The organism is Sulfurovum xiamenensis (genome assembly GCF_030347995.1).
Taxonomy (GTDB): Bacteria; Campylobacterota; Campylobacteria; order Campylobacterales; family Sulfurovaceae; genus Sulfurovum; species Sulfurovum xiamenensis.
Genome location: NZ_JAQIBC010000003.1, coordinates 253,510 through 269,370 on the forward strand (window position 1 = coordinate 253,510; position 15,861 = coordinate 269,370).

Below are 15,861 nucleotides of genomic sequence, written 5' to 3' on the forward strand. Positions count from 1 at the left end.
TTGTACTCACTTTACTGCAAAATACCATCTTCTGACCTTTATTTTGCTATAGTCCCAATTTAAAAATTAAATCGTATAAGGGATAAAATGAAGAACAAAAAGATATTTTCAGTATTGACTTCACTGCTTTCTGTCGTTGTCATGGCAGGTGAAGTAAAGGTCTCCAATGTAGCATCAGCCTTCTCAAACTATAAAAAGCTCAATGCGAGTAAAGTGTTAAAGCAGAGTATCAATATCGGTTTTTCAAATGTTACAGGGAATACAGAGACATATAGCCTGAATGGTAAATATACCTTTTCTGTTACAATGTCAGGATATAACGACAATCCACTTCAAGTCATGTTTGATACCAGTGCATTTGTGACAGAGAACAATAATGTAAAAGATAATGAAGAGTATACTGCAAATCTTGCACTCGAACAGTTTGTTGTTGAAAAATGGTTGGTCTATAGTTCTGTACATTGGTTAAGAAATAAATTTAGAGACTATGATAATAAGTCTTCTATAGCTGCAGGTGTGGGGAAAAAGCTCTTTGATGACGGTCAGCATATTTTCAAACTCAGAGCAGGTATTGCTTACAACATAGAAGAATACAGTAATGATCAGCCAGATGAAAACTTCTTTTCATTCAACCAGTATCTAGAGTATACCAATCAGCTTAATAAAGTAAGTGCACTCTATGTCAAACTAGGTGCGCTTGAAAACTTCGAAAACTTTTCAGATGACTATGAAGTCTTGGCTGTAGCAGGCTTAACTTTTGCAGTCGCTGAGGATATCAATGTCAATCTGGAAGAAGAAATACGCTATGACAATCTTCCTCCTATAGGATTTGAAACGACAGATACCAAAACAATCATCAAAGTGGGATACAATTTTTAATTTTTTATAGTGCGTACATCTGAAAGGGTAGATACACTTTTTTCAACCTACATAAAATTCGCTATAATTCGGATATTTAGCAAATTGAGGAACTTTAGACGTGCCAATAGAAAAATCAAGCGAAAAAACGATCATACAAAAACTGGACCTGGATGGGTATACCCAGCAGTTCCAAAAGTTTTTAGCCAGAGAAAAACCTGTAGCGATGATGGGAGATATCAACCAGCATTATCGTTATATACAGGCACTTTCCAAAGTACAATTTCCTACACCAAACCCCGTACCGAATCTAGAGAGAGAACTCAATCTGATCAAAAAGCAAGGGGTCCTCTCACTGGATGAGATCTATGCCTTTATCACTATGATCTCTTACTTCAATACCTTAAAGACGGTAGGTTTTACAGAACCTCTTATCTCCTGGATACAAGGGATAGAGATTCCTGAAGAGATCATCGATATCATAGGCTACTTCACAGCTGAAGGTGAGATCAATGCTGAGCGTGATCAGGAACTTTTTAAACTGGAACGTGCTATCAAGCAAAACAAGATAGAGATCAAAGAGACACTTTATAAGCTGGCACACTCCAGCAAGCTCAGAGATTATCTTGTGGACACCCAGGTACACTTTAACGGAGGAGAAGAGACCCTACTGGTACGTGGAGGGTTTAACAATGCGATCAAGGCTACCGTAGCTGCACGTAGCCCCGGCGGTTTTTTTTATATCATTCCGCAGAGTATCACCCATTTAAAAGAGAAAGAGTCTGCACTGCTTAGTAAAAAAGAGGAGATGATCTACACCTATTGTAAAAACATTTCAGCGGTTTTTTTCAAGTGGGAACGTTTCTTGGGATTCATCAACAAAGAGTATGACAGATTTGACCACTATCAAGCACGTGTCAGTTTTGCACGAGCCAAAGAGTATGAGTTTGTTTTACCCTCTAAACATAAACGTATTAAATTGCAGGATTTTGCACACCCTGCCATAGAGAACCCCGTACCCATCACGATGGATTTCTCCAAAAAGATCATGCTTGTCACAGGGGTCAATGCCGGTGGTAAAACGATGCTTCTCAAGTCCATGCTCTCGGCAGTCTACATGAGTAAGTATCTGCTACCTTTCAAGTGCAATGCAGCACAAACAGAGGTCGGACATTACAAAAGCATAGAAGCGGTCATCGATGATCCCCAATCGGTTAAAAATGATATCTCCACGTTTGCGGGACGTATGCAGGAGTTTGCAAAACTCTTCAGCAAAGAGGATGCCATCGTAGGGGTTGATGAGATAGAGCTGGGTACAGACAGTGACGAGGCAGCCAGTCTCTTTCGCGTGATGTTAGATGAATTACGAAAAAAAGGTATCACCTTCATCGTGACGACACACCATAAACGTTTGGCTTCACTGATGGCAGGTGATGATGAGGTGGAACTCATCGCAGCACTGTATGATGAAGAGAAAAGGGTACCTACCTATACTTTTTTACAGGGAAGTATAGGAAAGAGTTATGCTTTTGAGACAGCGCAACGTTACGGTGTACCTGCAGCTATCGTGAACAAAGCAAAAAAAGTCTATGGAGAGGATAAAGAAAACCTTAATGAACTCATAGAAAAATCTACCTCACTTGAGCGTGAAATGCGTATGAAGATCGCAACAATAGATGATGAGTTAAAATCTGTAGAGAGACAAAAACAGAGACTCCAGGATGAAGAGCTGAAGCTTCAGGAGAGTCATAGAAAAGCTCTTGCAACCCTTGAAAACCGTTATAATGCAGCGACAAAAAAAGCAAGAGAAGCGTTGAGGGCACAAGAGTCAGCAGAAGGAAGACGACTTTTGAACGTGGCACATCAGCGCAAAGAATTCAAGCAAAAAGAGGTGAAACTCAAAGATGAAGTTCCGCTCAAAGAGGGTGATAAGGTGAAGTACCGTTCTCACAAAGGAGAGATCGTGGCTATCCGTGGTAAAGATGCGACGATCATCGTAGACGGATTGAAGATGAGAGTACCTTTGGGGCAACTCAAAAGAAGAGGAGATACCCCTCAGATAAAAGTTAAACCTAAAGCCAAAGAGGTCAATGTCAATGTTGAAAAGTCAGGGGCATCTGTTTCAGTCAAACTGCTCGGTATGTATGCAGATGAAGCTATAGACACCGTGGATAAATTTCTCTCTGATGCCCTGGTGAACGGACTGCATGAAGTACAGATCATTCACGGTACGGGCGGGGGTGTGTTAGCCAAACTGGTAACAGAGTATCTTAAAAAACATCCCAAGATACAGAAATTCTATAGACTTCCCGGAAACTTAGGCATTACAGTCGTCGAACTATAGAACTATAACCCCTCTTTTAACTCCAGAAGGTATAATATATGCATAAAAATGTTGCAGGAGAGCTACGTGGGCATTAAAGATGATGTGAATTATGTAAAGAGAGAGTTAAGTGGTGATGAAAAGGTCCTTGAGAGTGCTTTTAAGCTGGAATCACTGTATAAAAAATACAAGTTTCATTTGTGGGGTGTGATTGTCGTACTTATTCTCTTTTTTGGTGGAGAAGCTGTGATGGGTGCGCTGCATGAAGCAAAGCTTGAAAAAGCAAACGAAGCTTTCTTGACACTGCAGAATAACAGTGAGGATGCCAATGCTCTTAAGGTGCTTCAAGAGAACAATCCGGCACTTTTAGAGCTTTACACTTATGCGCAAGCAGTGAAAAAAGAAGATATCAAAGGGTTAGAGTCTTTGAGTACAAGTACAAACAGTGTGATCGCTGATGCAAGTGGTTATACAGTAGGCGTGCTCAATAAAAAACCTGTGGAGTCAAAGCTCTATAAAGAGATGGCACTGTTTGAAGAAGCCTATTTGTCAATCCTTGCAGGTGATGTAAAAAAAGCTCAAAATAAATTGGAGCTTATAGATGATCGTTCCTCTCTTTCAGTGATCAGAGAGTTCCTTATGCACTCTACTGTAAAGGCAAACTAATGAAGGGGTTGTCACTACTTACATTTGCAGTAGCAGCACTACTCTTTTCAGGATGCAGTAGCAAAAAATATTTTGAACCTGAACAGACATTCTCCGCATCCAATGCATCTACTTCGTACGGTGGAAGTATGAGTGATCTCAGTCGTGAGGGAGGGACACTTAAAAGCGGCCAATATATCAGTAAAGAAGGGTTAAGCACTGTCAACCTTGGTGAAGGGTATAGATTTTTAAATGAAAATGATAGCCATATACTGGCTACAAATACTGAGGGTATTTTAAAGATCATTGATAAAAAAACAAAAGAGACGGTACGTGCTGTATCTCTCAAAGTTCCTGTGGTTTCTGCAACGATCCACAATGGTGTGATCGCATATATTCTCAACAGCAATACCTTTGGTATTTATAACATGGCAGATAATAGAAAAGTGGTTGAGAGTCGATCTGAGGCCACATTTGCCATTGATACAAGAGCGGCAAGTCCGATCTTTATCGATGGTTTGGTCGTCATGCCTATGCTTGACGGGAAACTCATTATTGTCAACATTGAAGACAGTGAGAATGCCAAAGTGGTCTATCTCAGTACGGAAAAAGCATTTAACAATATTATCTATCTGTCTCGTAAAGGCAATACAATGATCGCTGCAACGCCAAAAAGGCTGCTTACCTTAGGAAGTGGCGGTCAAATGGAGTATAGTGCAAATATCTCTGAAGTGGCATATGATAACGATACCATCTATCTCTTTACCAAAGAGGGAGAGATACTTGCTCTGAATCATGATCTTGAGAAAGTGGGAGAAGCAAAGTACAAATTCGCACACTACTCTGTAGCAACAGCGTTTGATGGCAGGGTGTATGGTTTAGACCAGGGAGGATCCTTGATAGTAATGGACAGTGCTTTGACAAAGCACAAGATCTATGATCTTGGAGAAGTTGGTGAACCGGCATTCATCAGTGGAACAAAGCTCTATAAAGACGGTGATATTATTGAACTCTCTAAACTAGGTTATGAGTGATCTTCTGACAGCTTTCGAAGAGTATCTCAGTGTCACAAAGGCGCTGGATACCCTTACGATCTCTTCTTATTTAGGCGACCTTTCCCAACTTGAAGAGGTCACTCAAACAACACTAACGAACCTCGATACTACGGATATACTGAAATTTTTATCTACCTTTGAGAACAAAAGAACACTCAACAGAAAACTCTCCTCTATCAATGCTTTTTTCGATTTTTGCCATAAACAGGATTTCAAACATGAAAAGATCAAGATCCCTATGGCAAAAGTACCCCAAAATCTACCCAAGTATATGAGCAGTGAAGAGATATTAGAAGGTTTAAAGCACATTGACAGAAGTAAGCTCATGGGACTGCGTGATTATGCACTGATACTCTTTTTGTATGCCAGCGGCTGTCGTATTTCCGAAGCATTGAATGTGCAGCGAAGTGATATCGTGGACGGGTGGCTGAAGATACGTTTTGCCAAAGGGGAAAAAGAACGTATCGTGCCTCTTGCACCTATCGCTGTGCAGGCATTGGAGAAGTATATGAAAGAACAAGACATGGGAAGCAGTTATATTTGGCTGAATTACAAAGGAGATACCCTCAGCCGTATCTCTGCATATAAAATTGTCAAAAAGTATTTGGGTGTCTCACCTCACGTATTACGGCACTCTTTTGCTTCATCGCTGATCATCGGTGGGGCAGACTTGCGAGTGGTGCAGGAGTTGTTAGGTCACAGTTCTCTAGAGACGACACAGATCTATACACATATCCAAAAACAGAATCTGTCCGAGACCATGAAGAGTTATCATCCCTTAAAAGGAGTATCATGAAAGCATTGGTTGAATATCTGAACCAGAAAGATATTATTTTTAAATCACTCAAAGAGATCCTGCCAAAAGAGCTAGGTTCCCGTAAAAAGGTTACACTTCATTTAGGTGTTGACCTGAAGGGGTATTATGCATTGGTGATAGAACTTGAAAAGAAGAGCAGGGTACTTCGGAAAGAAGCAGTTGACCTCATAGAATTGCATGAAAAAGCTGAAAAATATATCGGCAGCAAGATCACTAAAAAATACATAGTGATCAAAGCACCCTTATGTTCACATGCTAAAGCGATACTTGAAGAGAACGGCTGGAAGGTATGGCATGAAGGGTAAGGTATTACTTGCAGATATTGGAAATACCCATTTTCATATCTATAATGGCTCTAAAGTAGAGCATTTGTCTTATGATGAGGCAATTGCCAAATATAGCCAAGAGAGACTCTGTTATATTTCGGTCAAACAACACTTGAACAGTACTATAGAAAATATTTCCATATGGAAAAATATCTCACCACAGATCCACTTGGATGGTGCTTATGAGACGATGGGTGTTGATCGAAGAGCACTCTGTTTGAGTCATGAAAACGGTATTTTTGTGGATGCAGGTTCCGCAATCACAGTTGATGTAATGCAAGAGGGAAAGTATAGGGGCGGATTTATATTCCCCGGGTTAAAAGCAATGTTGCAGGCATATGCTTCTATCTCTCCGGTCTTAGAGACAGAGCTGAATGAAACGATATCCTTAGAGCAATTACCCTCTACAACTAAAGATGGGATAAGCTATGGTATAATCGCGTCTATAAAAGCACTCATAGATAAGCATAGTGATGGTAAAACGCTTTATTTTACCGGTGGAGACGGAAAATTTTTATCAAGTTTTTTTGAAGAAGCCACGTATGATGAAATGTTGGTATTTAACGGGATGCGGAAAGTGATGAAGGAATCAGAGATATGTTAACAGTAGCACTTCCAAAGGGAAGAATCGCAGAACAGACACTTGAGATATTTGCTGAAATTTTCGGTGGAGAATTTAAGTTCGAAGGGAGAGAACTCATCTTGGATAGGGGAGAGTTCCGTTTTTTAAATGTACGTAACCAGGATGTACCGACGTATGTAGAACACGGTGCAGCAGATATCGGTGTGGTCGGACTTGATGTCATTACCGAAAAAGAGTTGGATATTATTCAGCTTCTGGATATGCAGTTAGGGAAATGTAAAGTGGCGATCGGTATCAAAAATGAAGATGAACTGGACTGGTCCCGGCCTAACATCAAAGTGGCAACAAAGATGGTCAATATCACTAAAAACTACTTTGCACAAAAAGCCGTAGGTGTGGAAGTGGTGAAGCTTTACGGATCTATAGAATTGGCACCGCTTGTCGGTTTGGCTGATGCTATCGTGGACATTGTTGAAACAGGTTCAACGATGAGAGAGAACGGATTGAAAGTGGCTGAAGATATCATGGACTCTTCTGCACATTTGATCTCAAACAAGAACAGTTTTTATGGAAAGAAAGAAGAGATTCTCTCTTTATATGAAAAGATCAAAGCTGTTGTAGAGAGCCGTGGCTAATTCTACTTCAGACTCTCTTGACCTCTATGCAAAAGTAGAGGATCTTCTTGGTGTCAAAGAGGCTGCTCCGAGTCTCTATGCCTATTACCTTCTTTTTTTAAACACGATAGATTTTGAGACCCTTTTGGATGTGGGATGTGGCTCTGGAGATTTCTTGCGTCAGATACAGGGTGCCTTAGAGATACCAGAGGTCAAAGGGATAGACCTCAGTCCCCTTATGGTTTCAAGAACACTTGAACAAGGGTATGATGCCCAGTGTGTGGACCTATGCGATCTAGATGGCCAATATGATGTAGTGACAGCGGTGTTTGATATGGTGAACTATCTGGATAAAGCAGAGTTGGAACGATTTCTGGGGTGTGTCAAAGCGCATCTAAACGATGGTGGGTATTTTTTGTGTGATATCAACACGCTGCATGGTTTTGAGAATGTCGCCGTAGGCTCTTATATCGTGGATGATGAAGAGAGATTTTTAACGGTGGACAGTGACTTTGAAGAGGGTGAGTACCATGCCGAGTTCACGCTTTTTGAAAAAGAGGGAACCTATTTTAAAAAATCTCAGGAGACCATTAGGCAATACTATCATACGATAGATGAGATAGTGAGGTTAAGTGGTTTGGAACTGGTCCAGAGTGATGATGTCAATCTTTATGAGCTTGAAGAAGCGGATAAAGCGTTTCTTGTATTGAGAAAAGTGTAAGGGAGAGTGTTTTTATCACAAAGTCCGTTCTATAAGACGGACTTTGTCTGAGAGAGATTAAAATTTATAGTCTAACTGTACCCAATACTTGGTCACATCATTTTGTGCTGCACCGATGACAGAGTCTGTTTCTCCAGAGAAGAAAGCTGCTTTTGCCAGAAAGTTCAGACCATTAGAGAAATTATAAGTATAAAGTAGATCCAGTTCACTTCCTGCATCATCACTTAGTATACCGTCTGTCTCCTGTGTAGTGAAAGTATGGTAGATCGCAAGTAGTTTACCAAATTTAGGACTCACATATCCTACCTTTCCATAAATATCATCCAATCCATATGTATTACTTACAGCAGAATATCCAAGAAAGACATCAGCAAACCCTTGCCATTTGTGCAGTGTTGCAAGCGGTGTGGTGAATCCATGTGTATTTCCGTCTGCATCTCCGAGTGATTCATAGGCTGCTCCAATAATAAACCCGTTGTAGTTCGTACTGATATCCCCTCTGAAATACATTGCATCTACATCAGGCTTCCCCATACTTTCATATTCCATGCTTGCATCTTGCTGTGTAGCAGCCTCTGCAATATAGTTGAACATCCCTACTTTTCCTGAAGCCATTAACCCATAGGTATCACTTCCAAATGCTTGGTGACCTAAGAGGTACCCATACGCAGAAAGTTTCAGTTCAGGCATTGCCTTGTAGTCGGCATGAAGAAATACAGATTCTGTTCCTGTCGTGAGTGCATCCGTCACCCCATAACGATCTGTCACATACATTGCCATAAGATCCAGGTTTTCTATGGAGCTATTGGTTAAGGTATAGCCCATATAGGTTTGAGGCATTTGTCTCCATCCTACGGCACCTATGAATCTCTGGTCATCCAGGTTCACCATCTGGCGTCCTGCACGTAGGGTGGTATCACCCATTTTATAATCAAGATACGCCTGTGTCACACGTGAATTTTGTGGATCAGCGATCAATGCATATCCCGGCTGCTCCGGAGCATATTCGTCATATCCGAAATTCGTCACTGCCATGATCTGTCCAAAAGCACTCAGCCCCTCAATACCTGCAAGTCCGGTCTTTACACCAAGTGCAAAACGTGTGGTAAACGCATTGGCTTCATCCTTCACACTGTCATCGGCAAATTCATAACGCGGTCGAAGTTCACCGCTGAATTTTACGTCGTTGAAGATCCCTATTTCTGTTTCTGTTGTTGTCTCAACGGTCGGTTCAACCGGTGCGATAGATCCGCCTGCCATGATAAGTGTAGATGTTACGAGTGAGAGTAGTACGGTTTTTTTCATTTTTTTCCCTTTTATATATGATGGATTGAATAAACATGATGTTTAAAACTGCATGATGGTCATACGATGCCCTAGGCAAATAATTTTTTCTATGTTACTCATCCTCCTTGGCAAATTTTTCATAAAGAAAGCTGAGGATGGCTTCCCTACATCTGATATATTCAGGATCATGTTGAAGTTCTACCCTGTTTCTGGGACGAGGAAGATTCACTTCAAGTATTTCTCCGATCGTGGCTGCAGGACCATTGGTCATCATAATGACCCTGTCACTTAGCAGTACGGCTTCATCCACATCATGTGTAATGATGATGACCGTGTTCTGTACATTCTGTTGTATCCTCATGAGATGCTCCTGCAAGTTGGCACGGGTCAATGAATCCAATGCACCGAAAGGTTCATCCATCAAAAGTACTTTAGGTTTAATTGCAAGTGCTCTTGCTATACCGACACGTTGTTTCATACCTCCACTGATCTCATCAGGAAGTTTATCTTTGGCATGATCAAGGTTGACCATGGTGATAAATTTTTCTACCCTCTGTTGGAGCTCTTGCTTATTGAGATCGGGCATGACCTGTTTGACTGCCATTTCTATGTTTTTATAGACACTGAGCCATGGAAGTAATGAATGGTTTTGAAACACTACTGCACGATCAGGTCCTGGACCTTTGACCTCTTTACCCTGTAAAAATATATGGCCTTCTGTCTGGCCATCGAGACCAGAGATCATATTGAGCAATGTAGATTTACCGCACCCGCTGTGTCCTATGATAGAGATGATCTCATTTTTTTTGATCACTATATCGACATCGGTCACAGCAATATAATCCTCTTTTCCCGGGATTGGAAATCTTTTTTCAATATTTTCTAACTGTAAAAACTTTTGTTCACCCATTATGCTCTTCCTTTTTTTCTATAGTCAAAAAAATCTGCGATGATCCCCATCACAAGATCCAGTATAAAACCGACAATACCTACGATGATGATACCGATGATGATATTATGATAATTCAGATTATTATATTCATCCCAGATCCAGAAACCGATACCTATACCACCTGTAAGCATCTCTGCTGCTACGATCACCAGCCATGCAATTCCCAAAGAAAGTCTCATACCTGTAAAGATAAAGGGTACGGCTACGGGTAAAATAATCTTTGTTATCTTTTTTATAGGACTGAACTGTAAGACTTTTGCCACATTCATATAATCCTCGCTTACATTGCGTACCCCCAAAGCAGTGTTGATAATGATCGGCCAGATAGAGGTGACAAAGATCGTCGAGATCGCTGTCAAATTGATATCTTGGAAGATAAAAAGCAACAGCGGTAGCCAGGCCAGAGGTGAAACAGGTTTAAAGATCTGAATGAACGGATCAAAGGCATACTGTGCATTTTTACTCATACCGATAAATAATCCCAAAGGTACACCAACGATGATAGCAAGCGAAAACCCTGCAAATACCCTCTGTAAGGAAGCAAATATCTGCCAGAGGATCCCTTTGTCATCCTCGTTTGCGATATAGAGCGGATCGGAAAGTACTCCTACAATCTCATCCCCGTCAGCATTCACCCCGCCAAAAGCAGATACATAGGTATCACTCGGTGTAGGGAAGTCCTCAACGTTGTTTGCAATCAATGACCAGACCATGATGATGGCAAAAAACACCATCATGGGCAAGATGATCTTTTTAGCAAGTTCGTTTTTCATTTTTTTCCTTTTATTGTATGTCCTGTTTGTTCCGGACACTTCGTTCTATTTTATATTTATAGGTACCTGAAGCATGAATATTATTCAAGGAAATAACTGGACGTACTTTCACTTCAGGCACGTATAAATACAAAGCATTCAGCTTTGTATTCTTCGTGAATTTTTGACGTATCTATTGCACATACTTAGGATCCGCACATCCTGCAGGACCGTAGGGGCAAACATAATCAGGTTGTTTGGTCGTCACCGTCCAGGTATTTGCCTTCATAAGCTCCTCTTTGCTTACTGTTGGATTGGTTACATCGAAACTATAGATATACTCCACAGCTTTATTGGGATCATAGACCTTGCCATCCATGAACTTGTTATATTCATCCACACCATCTATTTTCCATGGACTAGGCGGTAGAGAGTAGTTGACTTCTTTTGCAGCCTCGGCAAAAAGATCAGGTCTGTAGACTTTTTCGATCACTTCTTTCATATCGACCGCTTTATCCAGCTGTCCCCAGCGATACATCTGTGTGATGAACCACATGCCATGGCTGTAAAAAGGGTAGGCCGCATAGTAATTGGCAAAAACGTTAAACATAGGGTTTGGCTCGGAATCTTGTCCTTTGAGATACTGGAAGGTACCGGTCATAGATTTCTCTAGGACTTTGACCGGTGCTTTTACGTAGTTTGGTTTACTAAGTATTTTCGCTGCTTCTTTTCTGTGTTCCCAGCTCTCATCCAGCCACATTTGTGCTTCAATGACCGCTTTCATCACTGCTTTCGTCGTCTCGGGGTATTTCTCAACAAAATCTGCTCTGGCTTGAAGTACTTTTTCAGGGTTATTGTTCCAGATATCATAGTTGGTTACCAGTGTGGAACCTTTTTTCTTGAGTACGATACGTTCGTTCCAAGGTTCTCCAACACAATACCCCTCGATATTGCCTGCGATCAGATTGGAAGGCATGGTAGGAGGAGGGAAAGGTTTGATCGTTGTATCCTCATCAGGTTTGATACCCGAACTCGCCATCCAGTATCTCAGTTCATAGTTGTGTGTGGAAACCGGGTGTACCATTCCAAAGTTCAGTGGTTGATAGTTGGCACCTTCCGCTTGATGTTTGGCATCGATATATTTTTTCAGTGACTCTGAACCTAAGGGTCTTTTTGTCTGATCCATACCATACTTTTCCATCTCTTTAATGATATTATTTCCATAGGTGATACCATTGCCATTAAAATCTAAAGAGAGCAGGGCTTGCAAGTGCGCATTTCCATTGATGCCAAGTGTCGCAGCGATTGGCATACCTGCAAGTGCGTGAGAAAAGTCATACTCTCCGCTGATCACTTTTTGTTGGATCCCGGGCCATCCTCCACCCTCTTTGGCTACATGCACATCCAAACCATATTTTTCAAAGAATCCTTTTTCTTTTGCAATAACGATAGGTGCACAGTCAGTCAGTGCAATAAATCCTATCTTCAATTTTTTCTTTTCTATATCTGCGAGTAGAGCAGTAGTGACCAACGAGAGACCTAATCCGAGCTTCAAAGCTTTTTTTAACATTTTGTACTCCTTAAATTTTCATTAAAATGTTTTTGTATGAAAATAGTATCATATAAATATATATTATTTAATCAATTAAATGATTAATTTTTAATCAATTTAAACTTAACTTTACATTAAAGTATGGTTAGAATAGGGGAAAGAAAAAGTAATTTGAGGTAAGTAAAATGATCAAATCAGTATGCGGATATTGTGGTGTAGGTTGTGGTTTGGAATATGATGAGAAACAGCTCATAGGGAATCTAGCCTATCCTACCAATCAGGGAAACCTCTGTTCCAAGGGCATCTCGGAACTGGTAAGTATGCAGACACCTACAAGGTTATTAAGACCACATATGAGAGAGGCACTGGATGAGCCATTTGTGCTTTCTGACTGGAAAGAAACGATCTCATTGATCACGGATCGTATCAAAAGAACTTCTAAAGATAAGATAGGTTTTTATCTGTCCGGACAACTTTTAACAGAGGATTATTATATTGCCAATAAACTTGCAAAAGGTTTTCTCGGTACCAATAATGTAGATACCAATAGCCGTACCTGTATGGCAAGTGCGGTGGTTGCGTACAAAAAGGCGATAGGAGCAGACTTTGTACCCGTAAGAATGAATGATATTTTCAAGTCTGATCTGCTTATATTAACCGGTGCAAACACGGCCGAAGCGCATGTGGTTTTTCATAATAGTATAAAAAAAGCGAAGAAAAATGGTTTGAAAGTCGTGGTCATAGACCCAAGAAGGACAGATACGGCGAAAATAGCGGACCTCTATCTCCCGATCAGACCGGGAAGTGATATTGACTTTTTCAATCTCCTATCCAAACGCCTGATCGATGAAGAAAAATACGATAAAGCGTTTGTGGCAGATCATATTAACAATTTTGAAATGCTTAAGAACAAGTTCAAACGTGCACCGGTGACCAAGATGCTCAAACGTACAGGATTGACACAAGAAGCGTTTGATACATTCTGGGAACTCTATAGTGAGAGTGACAACATCATTACAGCATGGACCATGGGACTCAATCAGTCTGTACAAGGTGTAGACAAGAATCTGGCACTGCTCAATACCCATCTTCTTACAGGAAAGATATTTAAAGAAGGGAATGGACCCCTTAGCCTTACCGGGCAGCCTAACGCTATGGGTGGAAGGGAAGTGGGAGGGCTCTCTACCATGTTAGCGGTACATCTTGGTTTTGATGAAGAGAGTATTCAAAAGGTCTCTACGTTTTGGAAAACCGATAAGATAGACAACAAACCTGGACTGACTGCAACGCAGATGCTGGATGCAGACCTGGATGTCCTGATCATCTGTCATACGGACCCTGTCTATCATCTGCCTCATAGAAAAAGGGTGGAACAACAACTATCCAAGATCCCCTTGGTCGTTGAGATCAATGCCTATGATAATTCAGAAACAGCCAAATATGCACATATCAGGCTCCCTGCAGCCCCTTGGGGAGAAAAGGAGGGGACACAGACCAATCTCGATCGTACCATAACCAAACAAGAACGTCTGACCCGTACATCTATTGACTGTAAACCTGATTGGGAAATATTTCAGTTATTGGCACAATCGTTAGGTTTTGGTAAGGCATTTGATTTTGAGACTCCAAAAGAGATCTTTGAAGAGTATCAAAAGATGACCAAACTTAATGACTATATGGATATCTCTGAAGCAGACTATGATGCACTTACCTACAAACCGTTTGTGTGGGGTGAAAAGATCAAACATTTTCTAACGCCGGACAAGAAGGGAAACCTGTTCTTTGTAGAAAACAAGTTAAAGAGCGAAAAGACAAGTTTGGAGTTTCCTTTTTTACTTTTGACAGGGAGAACAAGAGATCAATGGCATAGTGGTACCAAAACAAATCTTCCTCAGACATTGCTTACACATAAACCGCTGAACTTTTGTGAGATCCATCCTCATGATGCCCAAAAATTAGGTATTCAGAATGAAGATACGATCAAAGTGATCTCTAAAAGAGGAGAGCTCATTACAAAAGCGCTGATCACAAAGGATGTGTATGAAAAATCTATCTTCATACCGATAAGTAACCGTGAGATCAACTATCTGACGAATGATCTGCTTGACAGAGAATCCCTGCAGCCTGACTATAATCATAATGCAGTTATGATAGAAAGGATAAGTGATGCTTAGTACAACTTTTGGTAAAACGATGGTATATGTATTATTTGAGTTAGAGGGGGAATGTTAAATAAGATATTAAGTGGTGGTTGTCCTCAACATGTTGAGGACAACGCTTAGATATAGAATATTGGTTATAGTCTATTTAAGGTTTTCAAATGGATTTTCAACAACATTCTTTCTATCTACGATATACGGAATAAGTGCTGTTTGTCTAGCTCTTTTGATTGCCCCTGTTACAAGCTCTTGGTGTCTTTTACAGTTACCAGTGAGTCTTCTTGGCATGATCTTAAATCTCTCGCTAAGTGAGAATTTAAGTAATCCCAAGTCTTTGTAGTCTATATAGTCTACTTTTGATTCACAATATTTACAAAATCTTTTTTTAAATTTTCTTCTTTCTGCCATGGTGTTCTCCTAAAAAGGGTATGTATAACAAATATAGTGTAAATAACTGTATATAAACCTTATTTACACGGTTTTAAGATAAGATTATTATATTAAATGTAAATAAATTCAATTATTTTGGAAAAAATAACTAATTATATTTACACTATAAGTGATCATAGAATATTTTTTATAAACCTCTCCATGCAGGAGTAGATTAAAAAAATACTCTTTAGGTAGAGACTGTGTTTTTCAAGATTTCCTAGATAATAAATTATAGAGGCACAGTAGACACTTGGTTGTGTATAAACACAAAAACCAAAAATATGTATTGGTAAAATTAATATACTATGCTATATTAATTTCTATGAATTTACACTTATTGAAACCATGATGTTGCTTATGTTTATGCAAGACTTTCTTTTGAGGTAAAGTTTAAGTAGATACATTCTAAAAATTGACAATGTTAATTTATTTTGAAATTAATGAGATATTTGTGATATTAAAAGGATATATTCCCATTAAGATAATGGGAAGTAATTTGAAATCTAAAATAGTTAAAAAACTATTTAAGGTTTTCAAATGGATTTTCAACAACATTCTTTCTATCTACGATATACGGAATAAGTGCTGTTTGTCTAGCTCTTTTGATCGCGCCTGTTACAAGCTCTTGATGTCTTTTACAGTTACCAGTGAGTCTTCTTGGCATGATTTTAAATCTCTCACTTAGTGAGAATTTAAGTAATCCCAAGTCTTTGTAGTCTATAAAGTCTACTTTTGATTCACAATATTTACAAAATCTTTTTTTAAATTTTCTTCTTTCTGCCATG

16 protein-coding genes are annotated in these 15,861 nt (G+C 39.9%); 10 read left to right on the forward strand and 6 right to left on the reverse strand.

Annotated features, from left to right (window positions below):
- Positions 1-87 precede the first annotated feature (87 nt).
- The 9 genes from PF327_RS06900 to PF327_RS06940 all read left to right on the forward strand — a co-directional run bounded on the left by PF327_RS06900 (position 88) and on the right by PF327_RS06940 (position 7,942).
- Positions 88-879: a DUF481 domain-containing protein gene (locus PF327_RS06900; protein WP_289401856.1), complete on the forward strand. Its 792-nt coding sequence runs from the start codon at positions 88-90 to the stop codon at positions 877-879.
- A 100-nt stretch (positions 880-979) separates the two neighbouring features.
- The gene (locus PF327_RS06905; RefSeq protein WP_289401857.1) at positions 980-3,202 is read left to right on the forward strand and encodes an endonuclease MutS2; all 2,223 of its coding nucleotides are present in this window, start codon (positions 980-982) and stop codon (positions 3,200-3,202) included.
- A 66-nt stretch (positions 3,203-3,268) separates the two neighbouring features.
- Positions 3,269-3,847 carry a hypothetical protein gene (locus PF327_RS06910; RefSeq protein WP_289401858.1) on the forward strand — a complete coding sequence of 193 codons (579 nt, stop codon included), beginning with the start codon at positions 3,269-3,271 and terminating at the stop codon, positions 3,845-3,847.
- The gene (locus PF327_RS06915) at positions 3,847-4,860 is read left to right on the forward strand and encodes a hypothetical protein (RefSeq protein ID WP_289401859.1); all 1,014 of its coding nucleotides are present in this window, start codon (positions 3,847-3,849) and stop codon (positions 4,858-4,860) included. Before PF327_RS06910 ends, PF327_RS06915 begins: the two co-directional genes overlap by 1 nt.
- Positions 4,853-5,677 carry a tyrosine-type recombinase/integrase gene (locus PF327_RS06920; protein ID WP_008245413.1) on the forward strand — a complete coding sequence of 275 codons (825 nt, stop codon included), beginning with the start codon at positions 4,853-4,855 and terminating at the stop codon, positions 5,675-5,677. Before PF327_RS06915 ends, PF327_RS06920 begins: the two co-directional genes overlap by 8 nt.
- On the forward strand, positions 5,674-6,003 hold the full coding sequence (locus tag PF327_RS06925; RefSeq protein WP_289401860.1) for a hypothetical protein: 330 nt from the start codon (positions 5,674-5,676) through the stop codon (positions 6,001-6,003). The genes PF327_RS06920 and PF327_RS06925 overlap by 4 nt, the downstream gene beginning before the upstream one ends.
- Positions 5,993-6,628, forward strand: coding sequence for a type III pantothenate kinase (locus tag PF327_RS06930; protein ID WP_008245411.1), 636 nt, complete (start codon positions 5,993-5,995; stop codon positions 6,626-6,628). Before PF327_RS06925 ends, PF327_RS06930 begins: the two co-directional genes overlap by 11 nt.
- On the forward strand, positions 6,622-7,242 hold the full coding sequence (gene hisG, locus PF327_RS06935; protein WP_008245410.1) for an ATP phosphoribosyltransferase: 621 nt from the start codon (positions 6,622-6,624) through the stop codon (positions 7,240-7,242). Before PF327_RS06930 ends, hisG begins: the two co-directional genes overlap by 7 nt.
- On the forward strand, positions 7,235-7,942 hold the full coding sequence (locus PF327_RS06940) for a class I SAM-dependent DNA methyltransferase (protein WP_289401861.1): 708 nt from the start codon (positions 7,235-7,237) through the stop codon (positions 7,940-7,942). The genes hisG and PF327_RS06940 overlap by 8 nt, the downstream gene beginning before the upstream one ends.
- A gap of 57 nt (positions 7,943-7,999) precedes the next feature.
- Here PF327_RS06940 and PF327_RS06945 read toward each other — a convergent pair whose 3' ends face one another.
- The 4 genes from PF327_RS06945 to PF327_RS06960 all read right to left on the reverse strand — a co-directional run bounded on the left by PF327_RS06945 (position 8,000) and on the right by PF327_RS06960 (position 12,503).
- Positions 8,000-9,247, reverse strand: a complete 1,248-nt coding sequence (locus PF327_RS06945; protein WP_008245405.1) for an alginate export family protein — start codon at positions 9,245-9,247, stop codon at positions 8,000-8,002.
- Between the two features lie 94 nt (positions 9,248-9,341).
- On the reverse strand, positions 9,342-10,139 hold the full coding sequence (locus tag PF327_RS06950) for an ABC transporter ATP-binding protein (protein WP_289401862.1): 798 nt from the start codon (positions 10,137-10,139) through the stop codon (positions 9,342-9,344).
- Positions 10,139-10,954 (reverse strand): nitrate ABC transporter permease, encoded by an 816-nt coding sequence (ntrB, locus tag PF327_RS06955; protein ID WP_289401863.1) that lies wholly within the window; start codon positions 10,952-10,954, stop codon positions 10,139-10,141. Before ntrB ends, PF327_RS06950 begins: the two co-directional genes overlap by 1 nt.
- Before the next feature lie 172 nt (positions 10,955-11,126).
- On the reverse strand, positions 11,127-12,503 hold the full coding sequence (locus PF327_RS06960; protein ID WP_289401864.1) for a CmpA/NrtA family ABC transporter substrate-binding protein: 1,377 nt from the start codon (positions 12,501-12,503) through the stop codon (positions 11,127-11,129).
- A 167-nt stretch (positions 12,504-12,670) separates the two neighbouring features.
- Here PF327_RS06960 and PF327_RS06965 point away from each other — a divergent pair, with 167 nt between their 5' ends.
- A complete protein-coding gene (locus PF327_RS06965; protein WP_289401865.1) occupies positions 12,671-14,659 on the forward strand; it encodes a molybdopterin oxidoreductase family protein in 1,989 nt (662 codons plus the stop codon).
- 129 nt (positions 14,660-14,788) lie between these two features.
- Here the strand turns inward: PF327_RS06965 and rpsR (PF327_RS06970) are convergent, their stop codons facing one another.
- Both rpsR (PF327_RS06970) and rpsR (PF327_RS06975) read right to left on the reverse strand, forming a co-directional pair.
- Entirely contained in the window at positions 14,789-15,052 is a 264-nt protein-coding gene (gene rpsR, locus PF327_RS06970) for a 30S ribosomal protein S18 (protein ID WP_008245396.1), read from the reverse strand.
- Positions 15,053-15,596: 544 nt separating this feature from the next.
- Positions 15,597-15,860, reverse strand: coding sequence for a 30S ribosomal protein S18 (gene rpsR / locus PF327_RS06975; RefSeq protein ID WP_289401866.1), 264 nt, complete (start codon positions 15,858-15,860; stop codon positions 15,597-15,599).
- Position 15,861: the final 1 nt, after the last annotated feature.

Coding starts and splice junctions, on each gene's coding strand:
- rpsR (WP_289401866.1), bottom strand. CDS start 15,860: ATGGCAGAAAGAAGAAAATTTAAAAAAAGATTTTGTAAATATTGTGAA.
- PF327_RS06915 (WP_289401859.1), top strand. CDS start 3,847: ATGAAGGGGTTGTCACTACTTACATTTGCAGTAGCAGCACTACTCTTT.
- PF327_RS06925 (WP_289401860.1), top strand. CDS start 5,674: ATGAAAGCATTGGTTGAATATCTGAACCAGAAAGATATTATTTTTAAA.
- ntrB (WP_289401863.1), bottom strand. CDS start 10,954: ATGAAAAACGAACTTGCTAAAAAGATCATCTTGCCCATGATGGTGTTT.
- hisG (WP_008245410.1), top strand. CDS start 6,622: ATGTTAACAGTAGCACTTCCAAAGGGAAGAATCGCAGAACAGACACTT.
- PF327_RS06930 (WP_008245411.1), top strand. CDS start 5,993: ATGAAGGGTAAGGTATTACTTGCAGATATTGGAAATACCCATTTTCAT.
- PF327_RS06960 (WP_289401864.1), bottom strand. CDS start 12,503: ATGTTAAAAAAAGCTTTGAAGCTCGGATTAGGTCTCTCGTTGGTCACT.
- PF327_RS06945 (WP_008245405.1), bottom strand. CDS start 9,247: ATGAAAAAAACCGTACTACTCTCACTCGTAACATCTACACTTATCATG.
- PF327_RS06900 (WP_289401856.1), top strand. CDS start 88: ATGAAGAACAAAAAGATATTTTCAGTATTGACTTCACTGCTTTCTGTC.
- rpsR (WP_008245396.1), bottom strand. CDS start 15,052: ATGGCAGAAAGAAGAAAATTTAAAAAAAGATTTTGTAAATATTGTGAA.
- PF327_RS06950 (WP_289401862.1), bottom strand. CDS start 10,139: ATGGGTGAACAAAAGTTTTTACAGTTAGAAAATATTGAAAAAAGATTT.
- PF327_RS06965 (WP_289401865.1), top strand. CDS start 12,671: ATGATCAAATCAGTATGCGGATATTGTGGTGTAGGTTGTGGTTTGGAA.
- PF327_RS06920 (WP_008245413.1), top strand. CDS start 4,853: ATGAGTGATCTTCTGACAGCTTTCGAAGAGTATCTCAGTGTCACAAAG.